The sequence below is a fragment of the Pseudoalteromonas sp. MEBiC 03485 genome (assembly GCF_004195145.1).
Lineage (GTDB): Bacteria > Pseudomonadota > Gammaproteobacteria > Enterobacterales > Alteromonadaceae > Pseudoalteromonas > Pseudoalteromonas apostichopi.
Genome location: NZ_SGBT01000001.1, coordinates 2,011,513 through 2,028,832, shown reverse-complemented (window position 1 = coordinate 2,028,832; position 17,320 = coordinate 2,011,513). Strand labels below are relative to the sequence as shown.

Sequence of the window (17,320 nt, the reverse complement as noted above, 5' to 3'; positions counted from 1 at the left end):
AGTTTATTATATTTTTCTCAACCCTAGGCCACATAAGGCCTAGGCTTGAAAACTAGTGCTTAACTTATCATACCCTTTGTATTTGAAAAGCCCCTAAATGCACTTTTTTGCGGTTTTTTACTGGTTTTTTTCTGTTTCGACAGAAAAACTCTCAACTGGATGCTTCAACGCCAGATTTAAAACGTCATCAATCCATGTAACTGGGTGAATTTCAAGGCCCTCTAATACGTTATCAGGGATCTCTTTTAAGTCACGTTCGTTAATTTTTGGAATAATAACGGTTTTAATACCACCGCGATGTGCTGCCAGAAGTTTTTCTTTTAAGCCACCAATTGGTAACACTTCACCACGTAAAGTGATTTCACCAGTCATAGCCACATCTGAGCGAACCGGGTTACCAGTTAGGCTAGATACCAAACCGGTTACCATGGCAATACCAGCACTTGGGCCATCTTTTGGTGTTGCACCTTCTGGTACGTGAACATGAATGTCACGTTTTTCATAAAAATCGCTATTAATGCGTAGCTTTTCAGCACGATTACGAACTACCGTCATCGCTGCCTGAATTGACTCTTGCATTACATCACCAAGCGAACCGGTGTAAGTTAGCTTGCCTTTACCTGGAACCGCAGCTGATTCGATAGTAAGTAAATCACCACCTACTTCAGTCCACGCAAGGCCCGTTACTTGACCAATACGGTCGCCGTCTTCTGCTTTACCATAGTCAAAACGCTGTACACCTAAGAACTCTTCAAGGTTGCTATCGTTGATAAGTACTTTTTTAGTGTCTTTATCAAGCAGGATGTTTTTAACTGCTTTACGGCATAGTTTTGACACTTCACGTTCTAAGTTACGAACGCCCGCTTCACGTGTGTAGTAGCGGATAATGCCAATGATTGCACTGTCGGCAATCTCAACTTCATGCTCTTTTAAGCCGTTGCGCTTAACTTGTTTTGGAATTAAGTGCTGTTTTGCAATGTTTAGCTTCTCGTCTTCGGTATAACCAGATAAACGAATAACTTCCATACGGTCTAATAATGGACCCGGAATATTAAAGCTATTTGAAGTTGCCACGAACATCACATCAGATAGATCGTAATCAACTTCTAAGTAGTGATCGGCAAAATGGCTGTTTTGCTCTGGGTCAAGTACTTCAAGTAATGCTGATGCTGGGTCGCCACGCATATCTGATGACATCTTATCGATTTCATCTAATAAGAATAATGGATTCTTCACACCGACTTTAGTCATATTCTGGATTAATTTACCAGGCATAGAACCAATGTAAGTACGGCGGTGACCACGGATTTCCGCTTCATCACGAACGCCACCTAATGCCATACGCACATATTTACGACCCGTAGAACGTGCGATTGATTGACCAAGTGAGGTTTTACCGACACCAGGAGGACCTACTAAACATAAAATTGGGCCTTTTAGCTTATTAGTGCGTTGCTGCACCGCTAGATACTCAATAATACGTTCTTTAACTTTATCTAAGCCGTAATGGTCACTATCTAAAATCTTTTGTGCGCCAGCTAAGTCTTTTTTCACCTTAGAGCGTTTTTTCCAAGGTACATTGATAAGCGTATCAATGTACGAACGCACAACGGTTGCTTCAGCCGACATCGGCGACATCATTTTTAATTTAGTTAACTCAGCGTTCGCTTTTTCTTGCGCTTCTTTAGGCATACCTGACTCTTCGATGCGTTTTTTAATTGCTTCGAATTCATCGGGTACATCATCAAGTTCGCCAAGCTCTTTTTGAATCGCTTTCATTTGCTCATTGAGGTAATACTCACGCTGCGATTTTTCCATCTGCTTTTTCACGCGAGTACGGATTTTCTTCTCAACTTGCAGTAAGTCAATCTCGCCTTCCATCAGCGCCATTAAGTACTCAAGACGCTCAGTAACATCGGCAATCTCAAGTACTTTTTGCTTTTCAGGTACCTTAAGTGGCATGTGTGCTGCCATGGTATCAGCAAGACGTGCGGCTTCATCGATACCTGACACAGAAGTAAGTACTTCAGGTGGGATCTTCTTATTAAGCTTTACATAGCCTTCAAATTGGCTAATTGCGCTGCGAATAAAGATATCTTGCTCTTGCTCGTCGATATGGCTCGATTCAATGAACTGTGCTTCAGCAACAAAGAAATCATCGTTATCTAAAAACTTTTCAACGCTCGCACGTTGTGTGCCTTCAACAAGCACTTTAACGGTGCCATCAGGTAACTTTAATAACTGAAGTACTGTGGCAATGGTGCCAACACGGTAGATATCATCTTGCTGCGGATCATCAACAGAGGCGTCTTTTTGCGCCACTAGGAAAATTTGTTTGTCCTTGTCCATCGCCGCTTCTAGGCATTTTATTGATTTTTCACGACCAACAAATAGCGGGATCACCATGTGTGGGTAAACCACTACATCGCGCAGTGCCAACACGGGGATTTCGACTCGATCTGTTCTCTCAAGCGTCATTATATTCTCTTCGCACTTCATTTATTTTAAAGATTACTCAAGTATATGGGGATATGTAAGGGAAAGTTCAACATATTTGTAAAAAAAGGAGCCTTTGGCTCCTTTTTCGTGTTTAACTGCTCAACTTTTAAACTATTACAGCTTTATTCTGATGCAGCTTTGTCTTGGTTACCGCTTTGGTAAATCAAAATTGGGTCTGATTCACCTTTAATAACGGTTTCATCAATAACCACTTTGCTAACATCATCCATTGAAGGTAGCTCATACATAGTATCTAGTAATACACCTTCAACAATTGAACGTAAGCCACGAGCACCCGTTTTACGTTCCATTGCTTTATGAGCAATAGCACTTAGTGCATCTTCACGAAACTCAAGCTCAACATCTTCCATAGCAAACAATGCAGAGAATTGTTTAGTTAATGCATTTTTTGGTTCGCTAAGAATTTGAATAAGTGCAGCTTCGTCCAGCTCAGTTAATGTCGCAACAACCGGAAGACGACCGATGAACTCTGGAATTAAACCGTATTTCACTAGATCTTCTGGTTCAACATCTTTAAATGTTTCGCTTAGGCTGCGGCTACCTGATGATTGCTTAACTTCAGCGCCAAAACCAATACCAGTATTCTTATGGCTACGTTGCTCAATCACTTTATCTAGGCCAGCAAATGCACCGCCACAAATAAACAGAATCTTAGATGTATCTACTTGTAAAAATTCTTGCTGTGGATGTTTACGACCGCCTTGCGGTGGCACAGACGCAACAGTACCTTCAATTAGCTTAAGTAAGGCTTGTTGCACACCTTCACCTGATACATCACGAGTAATTGATGGGTTATCAGACTTTCGAGAAATCTTGTCAATTTCATCAATGTAAACAATACCGCGCTGTGCTTTTTCTACATCGTAATCACATTTTTGCAGTAGCTTTTGAATAATGTTTTCAACGTCTTCACCTACATAACCTGCTTCAGTTAATGTAGTTGCATCAGCCATGGTAAATGGAACGTCAAGTAAGCGTGCCATGGTTTCAGCAAGTAATGTTTTACCACTACCTGTAGGACCGATTAATAGGATATTACTCTTACCAAGCTCAATGTCCGCATTGATTGTTTGATTGCGCAAACGTTTATAATGATTGTATACCGCAACCGACAGCACTTTTTTCGCGTGGTCTTGGCCAATCACGTAATCATCTAGGTGATCACGAATCTCTTTCGGCACAGGCAGTTTATCAGACGCATTATGCTTCGGCGCAATGTCTTTGATTTCTTCCCTGATAATATCGTTACACAGCTCAACACATTCATCACAAATGTATACTGAAGGGCCAGCAATTAATTTGCGAACTTCGTGCTGGCTTTTGCCGCAAAAAGAGCAATATAACAATTTATTACTTTTGTCGCCGTCTGTAGGAGTGTCAGACATTCAGCTACCTCATTTATTACGTTGGCAGTAGCATAAGGCTACTGCTAATTCACTATGTTTAACTATATCAAAGAATATCAGTTTTCGCATAGTAAAGGGTGATAGCTAACAATACGTTATTATTAGCTATTCAGATTACTTCGATTCGCGGCTTGAAAATACTGAATCAACTAGGCCGTATTCAACTGCTTCACTAGCAGTCATAAAATTATCACGGTCAGTATCACGAGAAACAACTTCTAGTGGCTGGCCAGTATGTTCAGCCATTAATCGGTTTAATTTATCTTTGATTGATAAGATTTCACGTGCATGGATCTCAAAATCAGATGCCTGACCTTGGAAGCCACCTAATGGTTGGTGGATCATCACGCGTGAGTTAGGTAAACAGAAACGCTTACCTTTAGCACCCCCTGACAGTAAAAATGCACCCATGCTTGCCGCTTGGCCAACACAAATAGTGCTTACATCAGGTTTAATAAAATTCATAGTATCGTAAATCGCCATACCCGCAGTCACAGAACCGCCTGGCGAATTTATATAAAGATAAATATCTTTTTCTGGGTTTTCTGATTCTAAAAACAGCATTTGCGCAAGAATCAAATTTGCCATGTTATCTTCAACTTGGCCAGTTAAGAAAATAATGCGTTCTTTTAAAAGACGTGAGTAAATATCATATGAGCGCTCGCCTTTAGCTGTTTGTTCAACAACCATAGGGACTAGTGCGTTTAGAGGGTCTGTCATACCGCTATTCATTCTTATTTAATTCCTTATCCGCTGCGACTCATCCTTACTATAAGGAAAGCACATTTATAATAATGTTAATTAAGCTGCCTATTCAATCTTTATAACTATATAGGAACTTATCAGAATAATTTCAATCCTAGCCGAAAAAAGTTCTGAAATAACATCAGTATTGTTGGTTTTTTTGAAACTGATACCACAAACTAAAATGGCCCGAGTACGCTGTATAAATACAGGGTAACACGAGCCATTTAATCGCTAGCGAGAGCTTAAGTCAATGACTTATTAAGCACCTTGCTGTGGATTCATGATGTCGTCGAATGCTTTTTCAACGTCAGTCACGTTTGCTTTAGCTAGGATTGCTTCAACTGCTTGCTCTTCCATAGCTACGTTGCGCATTTGCTGCATAAGCTGATCGTTTGCTTTGTAGTACTCTACTACTTCAGTTGGATCTTCGTATGCAGAAGCTACAGTTGCAATTAACTCTTCAACTTTAGCGTCGTCAACTTTAAGCTCGTTCGCTTTAATTACTTCACCTAGTAATAGGCCAGTTTTAACGCGAGTTACAGCTTGCTCGTGGAATAATTCAGCCGGAAGCTCAGGCATGTTTTTAGCGTCGCCACCGAAACGTTGTGCTGCTTGCTGACGTAGTGCATCAATTTCTTGATCTACTAGCGCTTTTGGCACTTCGATTTCGTTGTTAGCTAAAAGACCTTTGATAGCTTGGTCTTTAACGTTAGCTTTAACCGCTTGGTCAAGCTCACGTGTCATGTTCTTTTTAACTTCTTCTTTAAGAGCGTCAACACCGCCTTCAGCTACACCGAATTTAGTTGCGAACTCGTCATTAAGCTCAGGAAGCTCTTGAGTTTCAACTTTCTTAACAGTGATTGCGAAAGTAGCAGCTTTACCTTTAAGGTTTTCAGCATGGTACTCTTCAGGGAATGTTACTTCAGCAACAACTTCTTCGCCCGCTTTTTTGCCAACGATGTTGTCTTCGAAACCTGGGATCATACGACCTTGACCAAGTTCTAGTGGGAAGTCTTCAGCTTTACCGCCTTCGAACTCTTCGCCTTCGATAGAACCAACGAAGTCGATAGTTACACGATCGTTCTCGCCTGCAGCTGCGTCAACTTCAGCCCAAGAAGCGTGTTGCTTACGTAAAGTTTCTAGCATGTTAGCTAGGTCTTCGTCAGTTACAGATACAGCTGGTTTTTCAACAGCGATTTTATCTAAACCTTGAATTTCAACTTCTGGGTAAACTTCGAAAGTTGCATCGAATTCTAAATCTTTACCAGCTTCTAACGCTTTAGGAGCGAAAGTAGGTGAACCAGCTGGGTTAATTTTTTCAGAAACGATAGCTTCGATGTAGTTGCGTTGCATTAATTCGCCAGCAACTTCTTGACGTACTGCAGCACCGTAACGCTTGTTGATGATAGACGCTGGTACTTTACCAGGACGGAAACCATCGATACGCTGGGTTTTAGACAGTTGTTGTAAACGTTTTTTTACTTCAGTCTCAACGTTCTCTGCAGGAACGGTGATGGTCAGACGGCGCTCAAGGCCTTGAGTCGTCTCAACAGAAACTTGCATGATTTACCTCAATCTTCAATTTTGGCGACTTTTCGCCTTCCTTACAAACAAGGTGATCTCCATGAGTGATAGCAAGTTTTAACGCTGAATATTTCAACTTAAAACGGCGCATTGTAACCATGAGATACCATTGCTGCTTTGCCTCTATGGGCACTATGTTAAACAATAGACGCGGCATTATAACCTAATATTTATGATAGTCGAGTCTGGGGGGCAATTATTTGGCGTATATAGCAGCAAACAGCGTTTAAGTGCGTAAAAAACGAACGCAAAAAATAACAAAAGAGAATTAAGCTGATTTAAAAGGTATTGAAAAGAATTAAGTAGCTTCGGCTAGAGGGAGTGAAGCTTAAATTTTAAAAGAGGTCGGTAATTCAGCATTTGAACCTGCGACTGAATTGGAGGTACCCAAACCAATCGTTCTATGACCTTAAACTCTTTAAAAGTGGTCGGCGATGCAGGATTTGAACCTGCGACCCCTTGGACCCAAACCAAGTGCGCTACCAAACTGCGCTAATCGCCGATACTGAGAGAAGTTTTGAAAATTAAGACCACTTAAAAAGTGGTCGGCGATGCAGGATTTGAACCTGCGACCCCTTGGACCCAAACCAAGTGCGCTACCAAACTGCGCTAATCGCCGATATCTTAGAGTAAATTGGGGTGACTGATGGGGCTCGAACCCACGACAACCGGAATCACAATCCGGGGCTCTACCAACTGAGCTACAATCACCACGGCATTTACATATTTTCAAATGGCGCACCCGGAAGGATTCGAACCTTCGACCAACGCCTTAGAAGGGCGTTGCTCTATCCAGCTGAGCTACGGGCGCATCGAAAACTTCATAAGTTTGCCTGTAAGCACCATTTACAAAAAGTAAAGTGGTCGGCGATGCAGGATTTGAACCTGCGACCCCTTGGACCCAAACCAAGTGCGCTACCAAACTGCGCTAATCGCCGATGCTTACTATTGTTTGCGAGTGACCTCGTTAACAACGGGGTGCATAATAGTGATTTGGCCGAGTTAGGTCAAACATTTTTTTAAGAAAATAATTCAATCGGTCACTTTTAGTTCATAATGGTTAAATATTGCAAATATAAGCTAAAATTTGAACTCTTTTTTATAAAGTAGCGCTTTATATAAGATTGCATCTTGGCGCTATGATGCTTTTCTGCGAAAATACGCAACATAAATAAATATGATCAAACAAACATGATTTGTGTATCCACGCCCCCTTTATTGGATAATCATATTTAGATGTATCAGTATCAAGTTAACTAACCCCAATTAAAGGTCACCCATGACGGCAAACATCATCGATGGTAAGGCAATAGCTAAACAAGTACGCAGCAATGTAGCAGAGCGAGTTGCAGAGCGTGTAGCGAATGGATTACGCGCTCCAGGACTAGCAGTTGTGTTAGTTGGTCAAGATCCGGCTAGCCAAGTGTATGTTGGTTCTAAACGTAAAGCATGTGAAGAAGTCGGCTTTATATCTAAGTCTTACGATTTACCTGGCGACACGACTGAGCAAGACTTACTTGCATTAATAGATCAACTAAACGAAGACAAAGAAGTAGACGGTATATTAGTACAATTGCCTTTACCGCAAGGTCTTGATGCTGAAAAAATTCTTGAGCGCATCACACCACATAAAGATGTTGATGGGTTTCACCCTTATAACATTGGTCGCTTAGCTCAGCGTATGCCGGCACTTCGTCCATGTACTCCAAAGGGGATTATTACCCTACTCGACTCTACCGGTGTTCGCTACAAAGGTATGCATGCAGTCGTTGTTGGTGCGTCTAACATTGTTGGTCGCCCTATGTCACTTGAGCTATTACTTGCTGGCTGTACAACCACGGTATGTCATAAGTTTACTCAAGATTTAGAAACGCATGTTCGCCGCGCTGATTTATTAGTTGTTGCGGTTGGTAAACCTGAGTTCATTCCGGGTGATTGGATTAAAGAAGGTGCTATCGTAATCGATGTGGGCATTAACCGTCTTGAATCTGGCAAGCTTGTTGGTGATGTTGAATACGATATTGCTGAACAAAAAGCACATTTCATTACACCAGTACCTGGTGGTGTTGGCCCGATGACAGTGGCAAGCTTAATCGAAAACACGCTTGAAGCTTGTGAAAATTATCACAGCTAAGAAAAATTACTTTAGTAAAAGGGCTGCCAATTGGCAGCCCTTTTTTATTAGCTTGTTTGTTGCTTTAACAATCTTAGCTTTAACATCTGAGGTAGCACTGAAAATATGATCATCAAAAACATCAGTAGGTATTGCCAGTCTTGATACTGTTCGTTTATGAGCACAACAGCACACACTATTCCCGCTATTGGGTTGGCAATGGTGCCAAATGAAAACTCAGCTACACTCATGCGCCCTAATAACCAAACATACAGAGTATAGGCAATGGCTGTATTGGGAACGATTAACCAAAATAGCGCAGTATATTGAAGCGCTGAAATAGGCTCAAATACTACATGGTATTGCTCTGGGTTTAGCACACTTCCATCAATAAAAGCAGCAAGCAATAATAGGCTGCCTCCAATGATTAATTGCCAAGTAAGTACGACCCACCAATGTATATGCACAGACAAGCTTTGTACTAAGGTACTACCAATTACAATAGTAAGTAAGGCACCAAATAAAGCCGCAACTCCTAATACATTCAATGCCACATAAGCGGGATCAAATAATAGCCATGCAAGCACGACCAATGCCATAGCGCAGAATGCTTGAACTTTTGCTGGGCGCTGCCCTTTGGCAAGCCATGCATATAATAAAGCGACAACAGGCACTGAAACCATTCCCACACCTGCAATTGCTGCTGGAAGGTTGACTGCCATAATAAAAATAAAGGCAAAAAACAGCGCTATATTCACAGCACCTAAAGTCAGTAAACTGGGCCACTGCGAACGAGTCGGCAAACTAGGCTTAAGCAATAAAAGTAATAATCCTGCAGGTAAAGCACGCAATGCGCCTAATAAAAGTGGCGGCCAATCAGGTGTGGCATATTTGGTCACTGCATAGGTGGTGCCCCATAAGAAGGCGGGGATCATGGCAAGTATAATATTCAAAGTCTGTCCTTGTTAATACGAAGAGATGCCAATGTAAAACCTCAAGCAAAGTTGAGGTCAATAGCTATACCATCTAAAAACAAAAAAGGTTGCCACGTTGGCAACCTTTTGATGGGTAATGTCTCAATTGAGGCTTATGCTTTACGCCATGTTGTTTTACCAGCAGAATCTTCTAGTACAACACCAAGCGCATTAAGAGCATCGCGCGCTTCATCAGCAGCCGCCCAATCCTTGCTAGCACGGGCTTCATTACGTTTTGCAATTAACGCTTCGATGTGTGCAACTTCGTCATCAGCTTGACCACCTTGCAAAAAGGCTTCTGGATCTTGTTGTGCCACACCTAGTACCTCTGCAACACTGCGCAATACATAAGCAAGTTTTCCTGCTTGCTCTGCATCGCTATCTTTCACACGATTTAGCTCTTTTGCTAATTCAAATAACACTGGTAGCGCTTCTGGTGTGTTAAAGTCATCATCCATCGCTTTTCTGAATTTAGCCACATATTCATTGCTGGCTAAATCACACTCAATTGGTGCTACGCCACGCAGTGCAGTGTAAATTCGCTCAAGAGAAGAGCGCGCTTGCTCAAGGTTTTCTTGTGAATAGTTAAGCTGACTACGGTAGTGGCCTGAAATTAAGAAGTAACGAACTGACTCAGCATCGTACTCTTTTAATACGTCACGTACGGTAAAGAAGTTGTTTAATGACTTAGACATCTTCTCTTTATTAACCTGAACCATACCTGTGTGGATCCACGTATTTACGTACTGGCCGTTATTTGCACAGCATGACTGAGCAATTTCGTTTTCATGGTGCGGGAACTGTAAATCTGAACCTCCACCATGAATATCAAAGTGTTCGCCTAAGTGCTTAGAGCTCATTGCCGAGCATTCAATATGCCAACCAGGACGACCCTCACCCCAAGGAGATGACCATGAAGGCTCACCTGGCTTAGCTTTTTTCCAAAGCACGAAATCAAGTGGGTCTTGCTTATCTTGAGCAACTTCAACACGTGACCCTGCTTGTAGCATAGTTAGGTCTTGTTGTGACAAAGCACCATATTGCTCAAATGTAGAAACATCAAACAATACATCACCATCTGCAGCAACATAGGCATGGCCTTTAGCAATTAAACGCTCAACCATAGCGATGATTTCATCCATATGGTTTGTCACTGTTGGCTCAACATCAGGACGCAGCATATTTAAGCTGTCGAAATCTTCATGCATCGCTTTGGTCATACGAGTCGTTAAATCATTAATTGACTCGCCATTTTCGTTAGCACGCTTAATGATTTTATCGTCAACATCGGTGATGTTACGTACATATTTTAAACTGTAGCCAATGTGACGTAGGTAACGCACAATCACGTCAAAACCTACAAAAGTGCGAGCATGACCGATGTGACAGTAATCATAAATAGTGATACCACACACGTACATGTCGATTTTGCCATCAACAAGGGGTTTAAACTGCTCTTTTTGTCGCGTAAGTGTGTTGTAAATTTGTACCATTTATAAAATGTCCTTAACGGTGTTTCGAGATTCTCTATGGTAACACTTGCAAAGCCGCCGCTCTAGCGCTTTATCAACTGAATAAGCACTTTGTTAATCCTTCTCAATAAGCACTTTGTTAATCCAAGGCAACTACTATAAAATAGCCCCATTATTAAACCAGATATAGGAAACCTCATGGTTGTACTACACACAAACTTTGGTGACATCACTATCAAGATGCACGAAAGCGACGCACCAAACACAGTTAAAAACTTCTTAGAGTATGCAAACTCTGGCTTTTACAACGGTACTATCTTCCACCGTGTAATTGATGGTTTCATGGTACAAGGCGGTGGTTTTGAGCCAGGTATGGTGCAAAAAGAAGTGAACAACCCTATCGAAAATGAAGCAAATAATGGCCTTGCTAATAAAGTAGGTACATTAGCAATGGCACGTACGCCGGATCCACATTCAGCGACTGCGCAGTTCTTCATTAACGTTAACGACAACGACTTCTTAAACTTCAGCAGTGAAACATCACAAGGCTGGGGCTACTGCGTGTTTGCAGAAGTTGTTGAAGGTATGGACGTGGTTAACAAAATTAAAGGTGTTGCTACAGGTAGCGCTGGTTTCCACCAAGACGTACCTCTTGAAGATGTAATCATCGAAAAAGTAACGGTTAGCTAATTTAATCGTTTAGTCATTTTAAGCGGGCCATTGCCCGCTTTTTTGCGAGTAACCATGAAACAAAGTTATTTTATTGCCGATCTCCATTTAACAGAAAACCGCCCAGACATTACTGCGGCATTTTTTAATTTTCTTGATAGTAAGATTATTAATGATGACGTTGATGCGCTGTATATTTTGGGTGACTTTTTTGAAGTATGGGTCGGTGATGACTATCAAACTGAGCTTTCAAAGAGTGTTGCCGCACGTTTACGCCAAGTAAGCAAAAGTGGTACTGAGGTGTTTTTTATTCATGGCAACCGCGATTTCATAATGCGCGAAGACTATGCAAAAAGCGCGAGTATGACTTTATTACCTGAGCAGGTTGTTATTGATCTATACGGGACGCCCACAGTTATCCTGCACGGTGATGAAATGTGTACTCAAGATGTTGAGTACCAAAAGTTTCGTAAAAAAAGTCGTGGTTGGTGGTGGCCAAAATTAATGCTCGCTATGCCGCTTTGGTATCGCAAGAAAATTGCCCGCAACGCCCGAGAAAAATCAAAACAAAGCCAAGCTGGCAAAGCGTTAGAAATTCTAGATGTTACTGAGGATGCGGTATTAGCCATGTTCGAAAAACATCAAGTTACGAATATGATCCACGGTCATACCCACCGCCCAAATGTGCACCATTATAATCTAGCCGATAAAACTTTGACGCGCACCGTCTTAGGTGACTGGTATGAGCAAGGTTCATATTTAAGAGTTACGCCCGAGCAACAAAAACTAGTCCACACTCCCTTTAAATCGCTGACATTTTAACTATGCTTTAACTATTATTGTAAAAAACGCATTATCTATGATTAGTCGGTTGAGCCTTTTTTTTTGCTGTTTACTATTTAGTTTTTCAATCAATTGTCAAACTTGGCAATTGGTAACAGAGCCTTATCCTCCTTATTTTATTGATAACTCAAGTAAGCCTGGCTGGCTTCACGAAGTTATAATTGCAGCGCTTAAAACCCAAAAACAAAAAGCCACCATTGAACACACCCATTGGGCTCGGGCATTAAAACTCGCAAAGCGCCATAAACGAGTAGCGGTGCTGGGGGCATTTTATACCGAGCAACGTGCAAGAAATTTTACATATTCGCAATCCTTGGCAACTGCACATACCGTGTTATTCAAGCGTGTTGATAACAAAGTAACCTACACAGGTTCACTATATTCATTAAAGCCTTATACAATTAGTAAAGGTGAAGACTATGTAGTTAGTGAAGAGTTTGAACATCACCCAGAATTGAGTGTGACAACAACAGGAAGCTTAATTGAAAGCTTATTATTATTGAAGCATGGTCGTGTTGATTTAGTAGCAGGCACTAAAGAAGTTGCCTTGTATTGGCTCGAGAATAGCGAACGCTTAAAGCAAGCAAAGCCAACAGAGTTAGAAATAATCACTCCTTACCTTGCAACTCAACAATTGCATGTAATCACCGAAAAAAAACACCCTCAAGGGGAGCTTTTTCAACAAAGTTTATATTTAGGCCTAAAAGCGATTATGGCGTCTGGTAAACTTTTAGAGATACTGGAGCGATATGAGCTGAATGAAAGTGAAATGAGTCATATTACGCAACTATACGAGCAAGCCTACTCTAACTAACCGTGCTCTTCTGCACGATTGGCAAAGTGATTTTAAACTTCGTTGCTATACCCTCAGGTAAGTCAGTATTTGCAACTAGCTGGATTTTTCCGTTTAGAACACTCGTAACCCACTCATGTACAAGGTACAAACCTAACCCTGTATGGCCATGCTTTCGAGATGTTGTAACAAAGGGATCAAATAAGTTGCTACGTAATGAGTCATCAATACCACAGCCATTATCAGAAATAGTAATACAAACGTCACCTTGTTGATTTAAATAAACATGTAATTGAATCAGTTTGTCATCAAGCTCGTTAAAAGCGTGAGAAACTGCATTAACGATTAAACTCTCGATAACCTGCGAGATAACTCCAGGACGACTCGTGATATCTTTTTTGACATCGATGTAAGTTTCTATTGTTACTTGTGAGGCTTTAAAGCGAGACTTTAAACCAAGTAATAGATCACTGATGACTTTTTCGATATTAAAACTAACGAGCTGATCATTTGAGCGGTCATGTGCCATTTCCTTAAAGCTTTTAACATGAGAGATAGCTTTATCTAAATTAACCCTTGATATCAATAGGTTGTCGTCAATTTTTTCAACGCTAGACTCTAAGAACTGCTTAGTGAAGCCTTCATCTATTTTATCTTTGAGTTGTTGATTAATTAATTGCGCATTCGATAATGAAATTGCAGCACCACCGAGTGGCGTATTCATTTCATGAGCTACACCTGCCACCATTAAACCAAGTGATGACAACCTTTGCGCTTCAATAAGCTCACCTTGTAATTGATGTTGCTGCTTTATATAACGTTGTAATTTGGTATTGGCAGCTAACAGTTCTTGCTGCTCTTGCTCTAGGTGTGATCTGGCTTTTATAATTTTACGCTGATCTCGATAACTACGTTTCAGATACAAACCAGAAATTGATATTAAGGTAACAGCACAAGCTAACGCTATAATAAAAGATCGTAAAATAATCTCGTTTTGCACCGAATCATCAGCCTCTACTAGGACAACAATATCGTTTGTGCCAGCTGCGTTTTTATTGCCTAAATTCATTTTTAAAAAGCTAGTTGCATGACTATGTGATGCAATAAGCTCCTGAGATTTAGGCAGCTGGGTAATTGCTTGCCATAATTGGCTATCTTCATTACCTAATGTCAGCATTGATTTTTCTCGCATGAACCCCCACTCTTTTTCTTTCTGAGGGTGTAATAACCAATAACCTTCACCATTAATTAATTGTATTTGTGCTTGTAAGGTACTGAGTGACTTTATTTGCTGTAAGGTTTTCGATAAGTCAAAGTTGACAACCACTAGCCCATCTAATACAAAGTTATCGCTTGTGGTTCGATAAGATGCTCGCAATGTCGGCTCATGGGGTGTAACAACAGCCCCGCGCTCTACATTTAAATCTATTGGGGAGATATAAACTTCACCCTGACTGTGCTCCATTCCCTCGGTAAAATAATAACGGCTACTTTTATTTTGTAACTGTTGTTTTGGTACTAGCTCTGCTTGTCCTGTTTTAAAGTTAACCCGAACCTTTTCTTGGCCTTTTCTATCTAACCAACGTATTTGCGAAATGTTTTCTGCTGCTAAACCAAAGTTCACAAAATGGATTTGTATCTGTTCCTCAAGTAATGCGATTTCATCACTTTGCTTTAATATGTCATCGGCTACCAGCAACTGAACCACTTTACGTACATCACCAAGCTCACGGCTTAAGGTGTTGTGAGCGGCAAGTAAGGTGTTATCTTGCAAAAGCGTGACACTACTTTTTTGTATTTGATATTGAATTACATAAACCATCAAGCTTAATAATAAGCTAACAGCAGCCATGACCATAAATTTAAAAATCAGACTCTTTTTCAGTGACTTATATTGGCTTGTTACTTCTACCATACTAGTTATTTAGACCTGCCCTTTAGCCATTGCAATGCATCATCATAAAACATGGGTTTTGCATAATAGTAGCCCTGCCCTATGTTACACCCAGCTTCAATAAGCCAGTTATGCTCGGCTTCTGTTTCAATGCCCTCTGCCGTTACTTCAAAGCCAAATTTATCTGCCAGCAACATAATCATTTCGATAATGTGTTGGTTAGATTTTGACTCTTGGATGTTAGTCACAAAACAGCGATCTATTTTTATTATCTGCGCAGGTATTTCACTAATATGGGCAAGCGACGAATAGCCAGTACCAAAATCATCAATACTAATTTTTATACCTAAACCCGCAAAACGACATAAGCATGCGTTAATTTTTTCATAGTCAAAAATCGCTTGAGTCTCTGTTACTTCAAGCTCTAATAACGAAGGCGATATATCATACTCTTCAATACGTGCGGCAATCTCAACAAAGTAATCATCGGCTAACAAATCAAACGTAGATGCATTAAACGCAATTGGCAAGCTAATGCCCTGCTCTGCAAATTGCTTAATCGTTTGCATTATCTTATCGAAAATAAGCTTATCCAACTCACTAATAAGTCCCGCAGTTTCGGCAAGTTCGATAAACTCATCGGGCCTAACAAATGTTCCATCGTCTCTTTGCCATCGCGCCAGTGCTTCAAAACCAACCACTTCATTTGTGGTTAAATTAACCTTGGGTTGTAGCGCTACTTGGAGCTCTTTGTTACGAATTGCGGTGCGCAACTCTTGCATCAATTCATAGCGCCGTGTAATAGCTTTAGTATTGTCTAATGTATAATAAAGAAGTTCAGCTCTCTGTGTGTTTTCTTCGTTAAGGGTGGATTCTGCAAGGTTAAAAATTTGCTCAGCATTATGTTGTTCAAAGGCGATTAGTTGCATAACTAAAATACGCACATCTAAAAACTGCCTTACTCCATCAATTTCAAAAGATTGACGTTTTAAAGAGTCAACAATACTCTCATCTTCAAATGCATGACTTGAAACTAAAACACCTAAACTATCACTTTTAAATACGGCAATACGAGGGTGATACGGCGCCAATGCTTGCAAAATATTCTCGAGCATTTTGAGATGTGTTTTTTTACAAAATTCATGGCCAAACCGAAAAGACTTTTCGTCAAACTGGAGTATCTCAAATACCACTAGCTGAGTTTCAGACTGTTCGTATTTGTTCATATTATCGATTTCGCGCTGTAACCAGTTTCTATTGGGTATATTTAGCGTTATGTCGGTATATGCAAGCTCAGTAAGGCGGTTCATCAGTGCGATATTCGAAAAGCCCGTACTGACATTTTCACTAAAAACTTTGAGTAAAAATACATTATGCTCATCAATTGGCGTATCTGATTTTACAATCGTGATGTAGAAGCTAATATCAACATCACTGGTATCAAAGTAAAAAACACTATAATGCTCAGAGAAAACGTGTTCTTTTTTTTCTCTGGCTAAAATATAGGATTGTTGTGCTTCTTCACTGAGCAAATCTGTGCTGAGGTCTTTACCATCAAGCCCCCTAAAGCAGCCGATACTAGTAAGAACTTTAGGATGTTTATCAAAGTGCTTTTCATTACCAACACATAACACGCCGCCTCCCTTAGATAGGTGCAAAATTTTACCTATCTCATCTAGCACCGCATGGGAAAACGCACGTATATCGTGTTTACTATTAATGCTTCTTGCTGCATCGAGTACTAGCTGAAGCCCTTGTTTAGCATTTGAGATTTGCGAAATGTATTGATAAGTACGAAGGTGGCTACTAACGATAGATTTAAGCTTATCTACCGTCATGTCTGACTTATTCCAATACTCGTCGATGTCAAGCGATTGCATGACTTGTGGTTCAGGGGCAAAGCTTGGCTGCCCTGTTAATAGCACTATGCGTATATCGTTGTTACCTAATACGTGGCGAATAGTATTCACAAGCCGTAGGCCTGAATCATCTTCTTCCATCACCACATCAAGAAATACAATAGCGATGTCTTTATGTCGGGATAATACAGATGATGCCTCTGACACTGAATTCGCGGTCAGTACCTCCAGTGACTGGTTTTCATCGAAAGATATAGCATTAAAACTATTTAATAATGCTTGTTGATAGTTTAGGTCGTCTTCAACCGTTAATATTTTCCATTTTTTTTGAGTATGCGTTTGTTCAGAAGCACTCTCTTTAAACTCGAAAAACTCATTAGAATCACGCATAACGTCTCCTTTTGACAACTTATGATTCTATTTTACGAACATTAATAGATATCTAG

The 17,320-nt window shown here is 40.6% G+C and carries 12 protein-coding genes and 5 tRNA genes; 4 read left to right on the top strand and 13 right to left on the bottom strand.

The window, feature by feature from the left end:
* Window positions 1-117 precede the first annotated feature (117 nt).
* The 9 genes from lon to EVU92_RS09275 all read right to left on the bottom strand — a co-directional run bounded on the left by lon (window position 118) and on the right by EVU92_RS09275 (window position 7,195).
* On the bottom strand, window positions 118-2,478 hold the full coding sequence (lon, locus tag EVU92_RS09315) for an endopeptidase La (protein ID WP_130050993.1): 2,361 nt from the start codon (window positions 2,476-2,478) through the stop codon (window positions 118-120).
* Window positions 2,479-2,621: 143 nt separating this feature from the next.
* The gene (gene clpX / locus EVU92_RS09310) at window positions 2,622-3,905 is read right to left on the bottom strand and encodes an ATP-dependent protease ATP-binding subunit ClpX (protein ID WP_054562074.1); all 1,284 of its coding nucleotides are present in this window, start codon (window positions 3,903-3,905) and stop codon (window positions 2,622-2,624) included.
* Between the two features lie 135 nt (window positions 3,906-4,040).
* The gene (gene clpP, locus EVU92_RS09305; protein WP_130050992.1) at window positions 4,041-4,658 is read right to left on the bottom strand and encodes an ATP-dependent Clp endopeptidase proteolytic subunit ClpP; all 618 of its coding nucleotides are present in this window, start codon (window positions 4,656-4,658) and stop codon (window positions 4,041-4,043) included.
* A 273-nt stretch (window positions 4,659-4,931) separates the two neighbouring features.
* Window positions 4,932-6,236, bottom strand: a complete 1,305-nt coding sequence (gene tig, locus EVU92_RS09300) for a trigger factor (RefSeq protein ID WP_054553149.1) — start codon at window positions 6,234-6,236, stop codon at window positions 4,932-4,934.
* 446 nt (window positions 6,237-6,682) lie between these two features.
* Window positions 6,683-6,759: transfer RNA gene (locus EVU92_RS09295), tRNA-Pro, on the bottom strand.
* Window positions 6,760-6,799: 40 nt separating this feature from the next.
* A tRNA-Pro gene (locus EVU92_RS09290) sits at window positions 6,800-6,876 on the bottom strand.
* 16 nt (window positions 6,877-6,892) lie between these two features.
* Window positions 6,893-6,968: transfer RNA gene (locus EVU92_RS09285), tRNA-His, on the bottom strand.
* Between the two features lie 23 nt (window positions 6,969-6,991).
* Window positions 6,992-7,068, bottom strand: a tRNA-Arg gene (locus EVU92_RS09280).
* Window positions 7,069-7,118: 50 nt separating this feature from the next.
* Window positions 7,119-7,195: transfer RNA gene (locus EVU92_RS09275), tRNA-Pro, on the bottom strand.
* Window positions 7,196-7,536: 341 nt separating this feature from the next.
* On the opposite strand from EVU92_RS09275, the gene folD reads away from it, so the two are divergent.
* Complete coding sequence (folD, locus tag EVU92_RS09270; RefSeq protein ID WP_130050991.1) at window positions 7,537-8,391, top strand: bifunctional methylenetetrahydrofolate dehydrogenase/methenyltetrahydrofolate cyclohydrolase FolD; 855 nt, start codon at window positions 7,537-7,539, stop codon at window positions 8,389-8,391.
* A gap of 47 nt (window positions 8,392-8,438) precedes the next feature.
* On the opposite strand, the gene EVU92_RS09265 is transcribed toward folD, so the two are convergent.
* Window positions 8,439-9,323: an EamA family transporter gene (locus EVU92_RS09265; protein WP_130050990.1), complete on the bottom strand. Its 885-nt coding sequence runs from the start codon at window positions 9,321-9,323 to the stop codon at window positions 8,439-8,441.
* 134 nt (window positions 9,324-9,457) lie between these two features.
* Entirely contained in the window at window positions 9,458-10,837 is a 1,380-nt protein-coding gene (gene cysS, locus EVU92_RS09260; protein ID WP_130050989.1) for a cysteine--tRNA ligase, read from the bottom strand.
* 177 nt (window positions 10,838-11,014) lie between these two features.
* Between cysS and EVU92_RS09255 the strand changes: the two genes are divergently transcribed.
* From EVU92_RS09255 to EVU92_RS09245, 3 genes are read left to right on the top strand one after another with little or no spacing between them, the layout of a single operon-like run.
* On the top strand, window positions 11,015-11,506 hold the full coding sequence (locus EVU92_RS09255) for a peptidylprolyl isomerase (protein ID WP_062569843.1): 492 nt from the start codon (window positions 11,015-11,017) through the stop codon (window positions 11,504-11,506).
* A gap of 54 nt (window positions 11,507-11,560) precedes the next feature.
* Window positions 11,561-12,307: a UDP-2,3-diacylglucosamine diphosphatase gene (locus EVU92_RS09250; RefSeq protein ID WP_130050988.1), complete on the top strand. Its 747-nt coding sequence runs from the start codon at window positions 11,561-11,563 to the stop codon at window positions 12,305-12,307.
* 49 nt (window positions 12,308-12,356) lie between these two features.
* Window positions 12,357-13,142, top strand: coding sequence for a transporter substrate-binding domain-containing protein (locus tag EVU92_RS09245; RefSeq protein ID WP_167657988.1), 786 nt, complete (start codon window positions 12,357-12,359; stop codon window positions 13,140-13,142).
* On the opposite strand, the gene EVU92_RS09240 is transcribed toward EVU92_RS09245, so the two are convergent.
* Both EVU92_RS09240 and EVU92_RS09235 read right to left on the bottom strand, forming a co-directional pair.
* Window positions 13,135-15,036: a HAMP domain-containing sensor histidine kinase gene (locus EVU92_RS09240; RefSeq protein WP_130050986.1), complete on the bottom strand. Its 1,902-nt coding sequence runs from the start codon at window positions 15,034-15,036 to the stop codon at window positions 13,135-13,137. The two genes, EVU92_RS09245 and EVU92_RS09240, sit on opposite strands and share 8 nt — an antisense overlap.
* Window positions 15,037-15,041: 5 nt before the next feature.
* Entirely contained in the window at window positions 15,042-17,264 is a 2,223-nt protein-coding gene (locus EVU92_RS09235) for an EAL domain-containing protein (RefSeq protein ID WP_130050985.1), read from the bottom strand.
* Window positions 17,265-17,320: the final 56 nt, after the last annotated feature.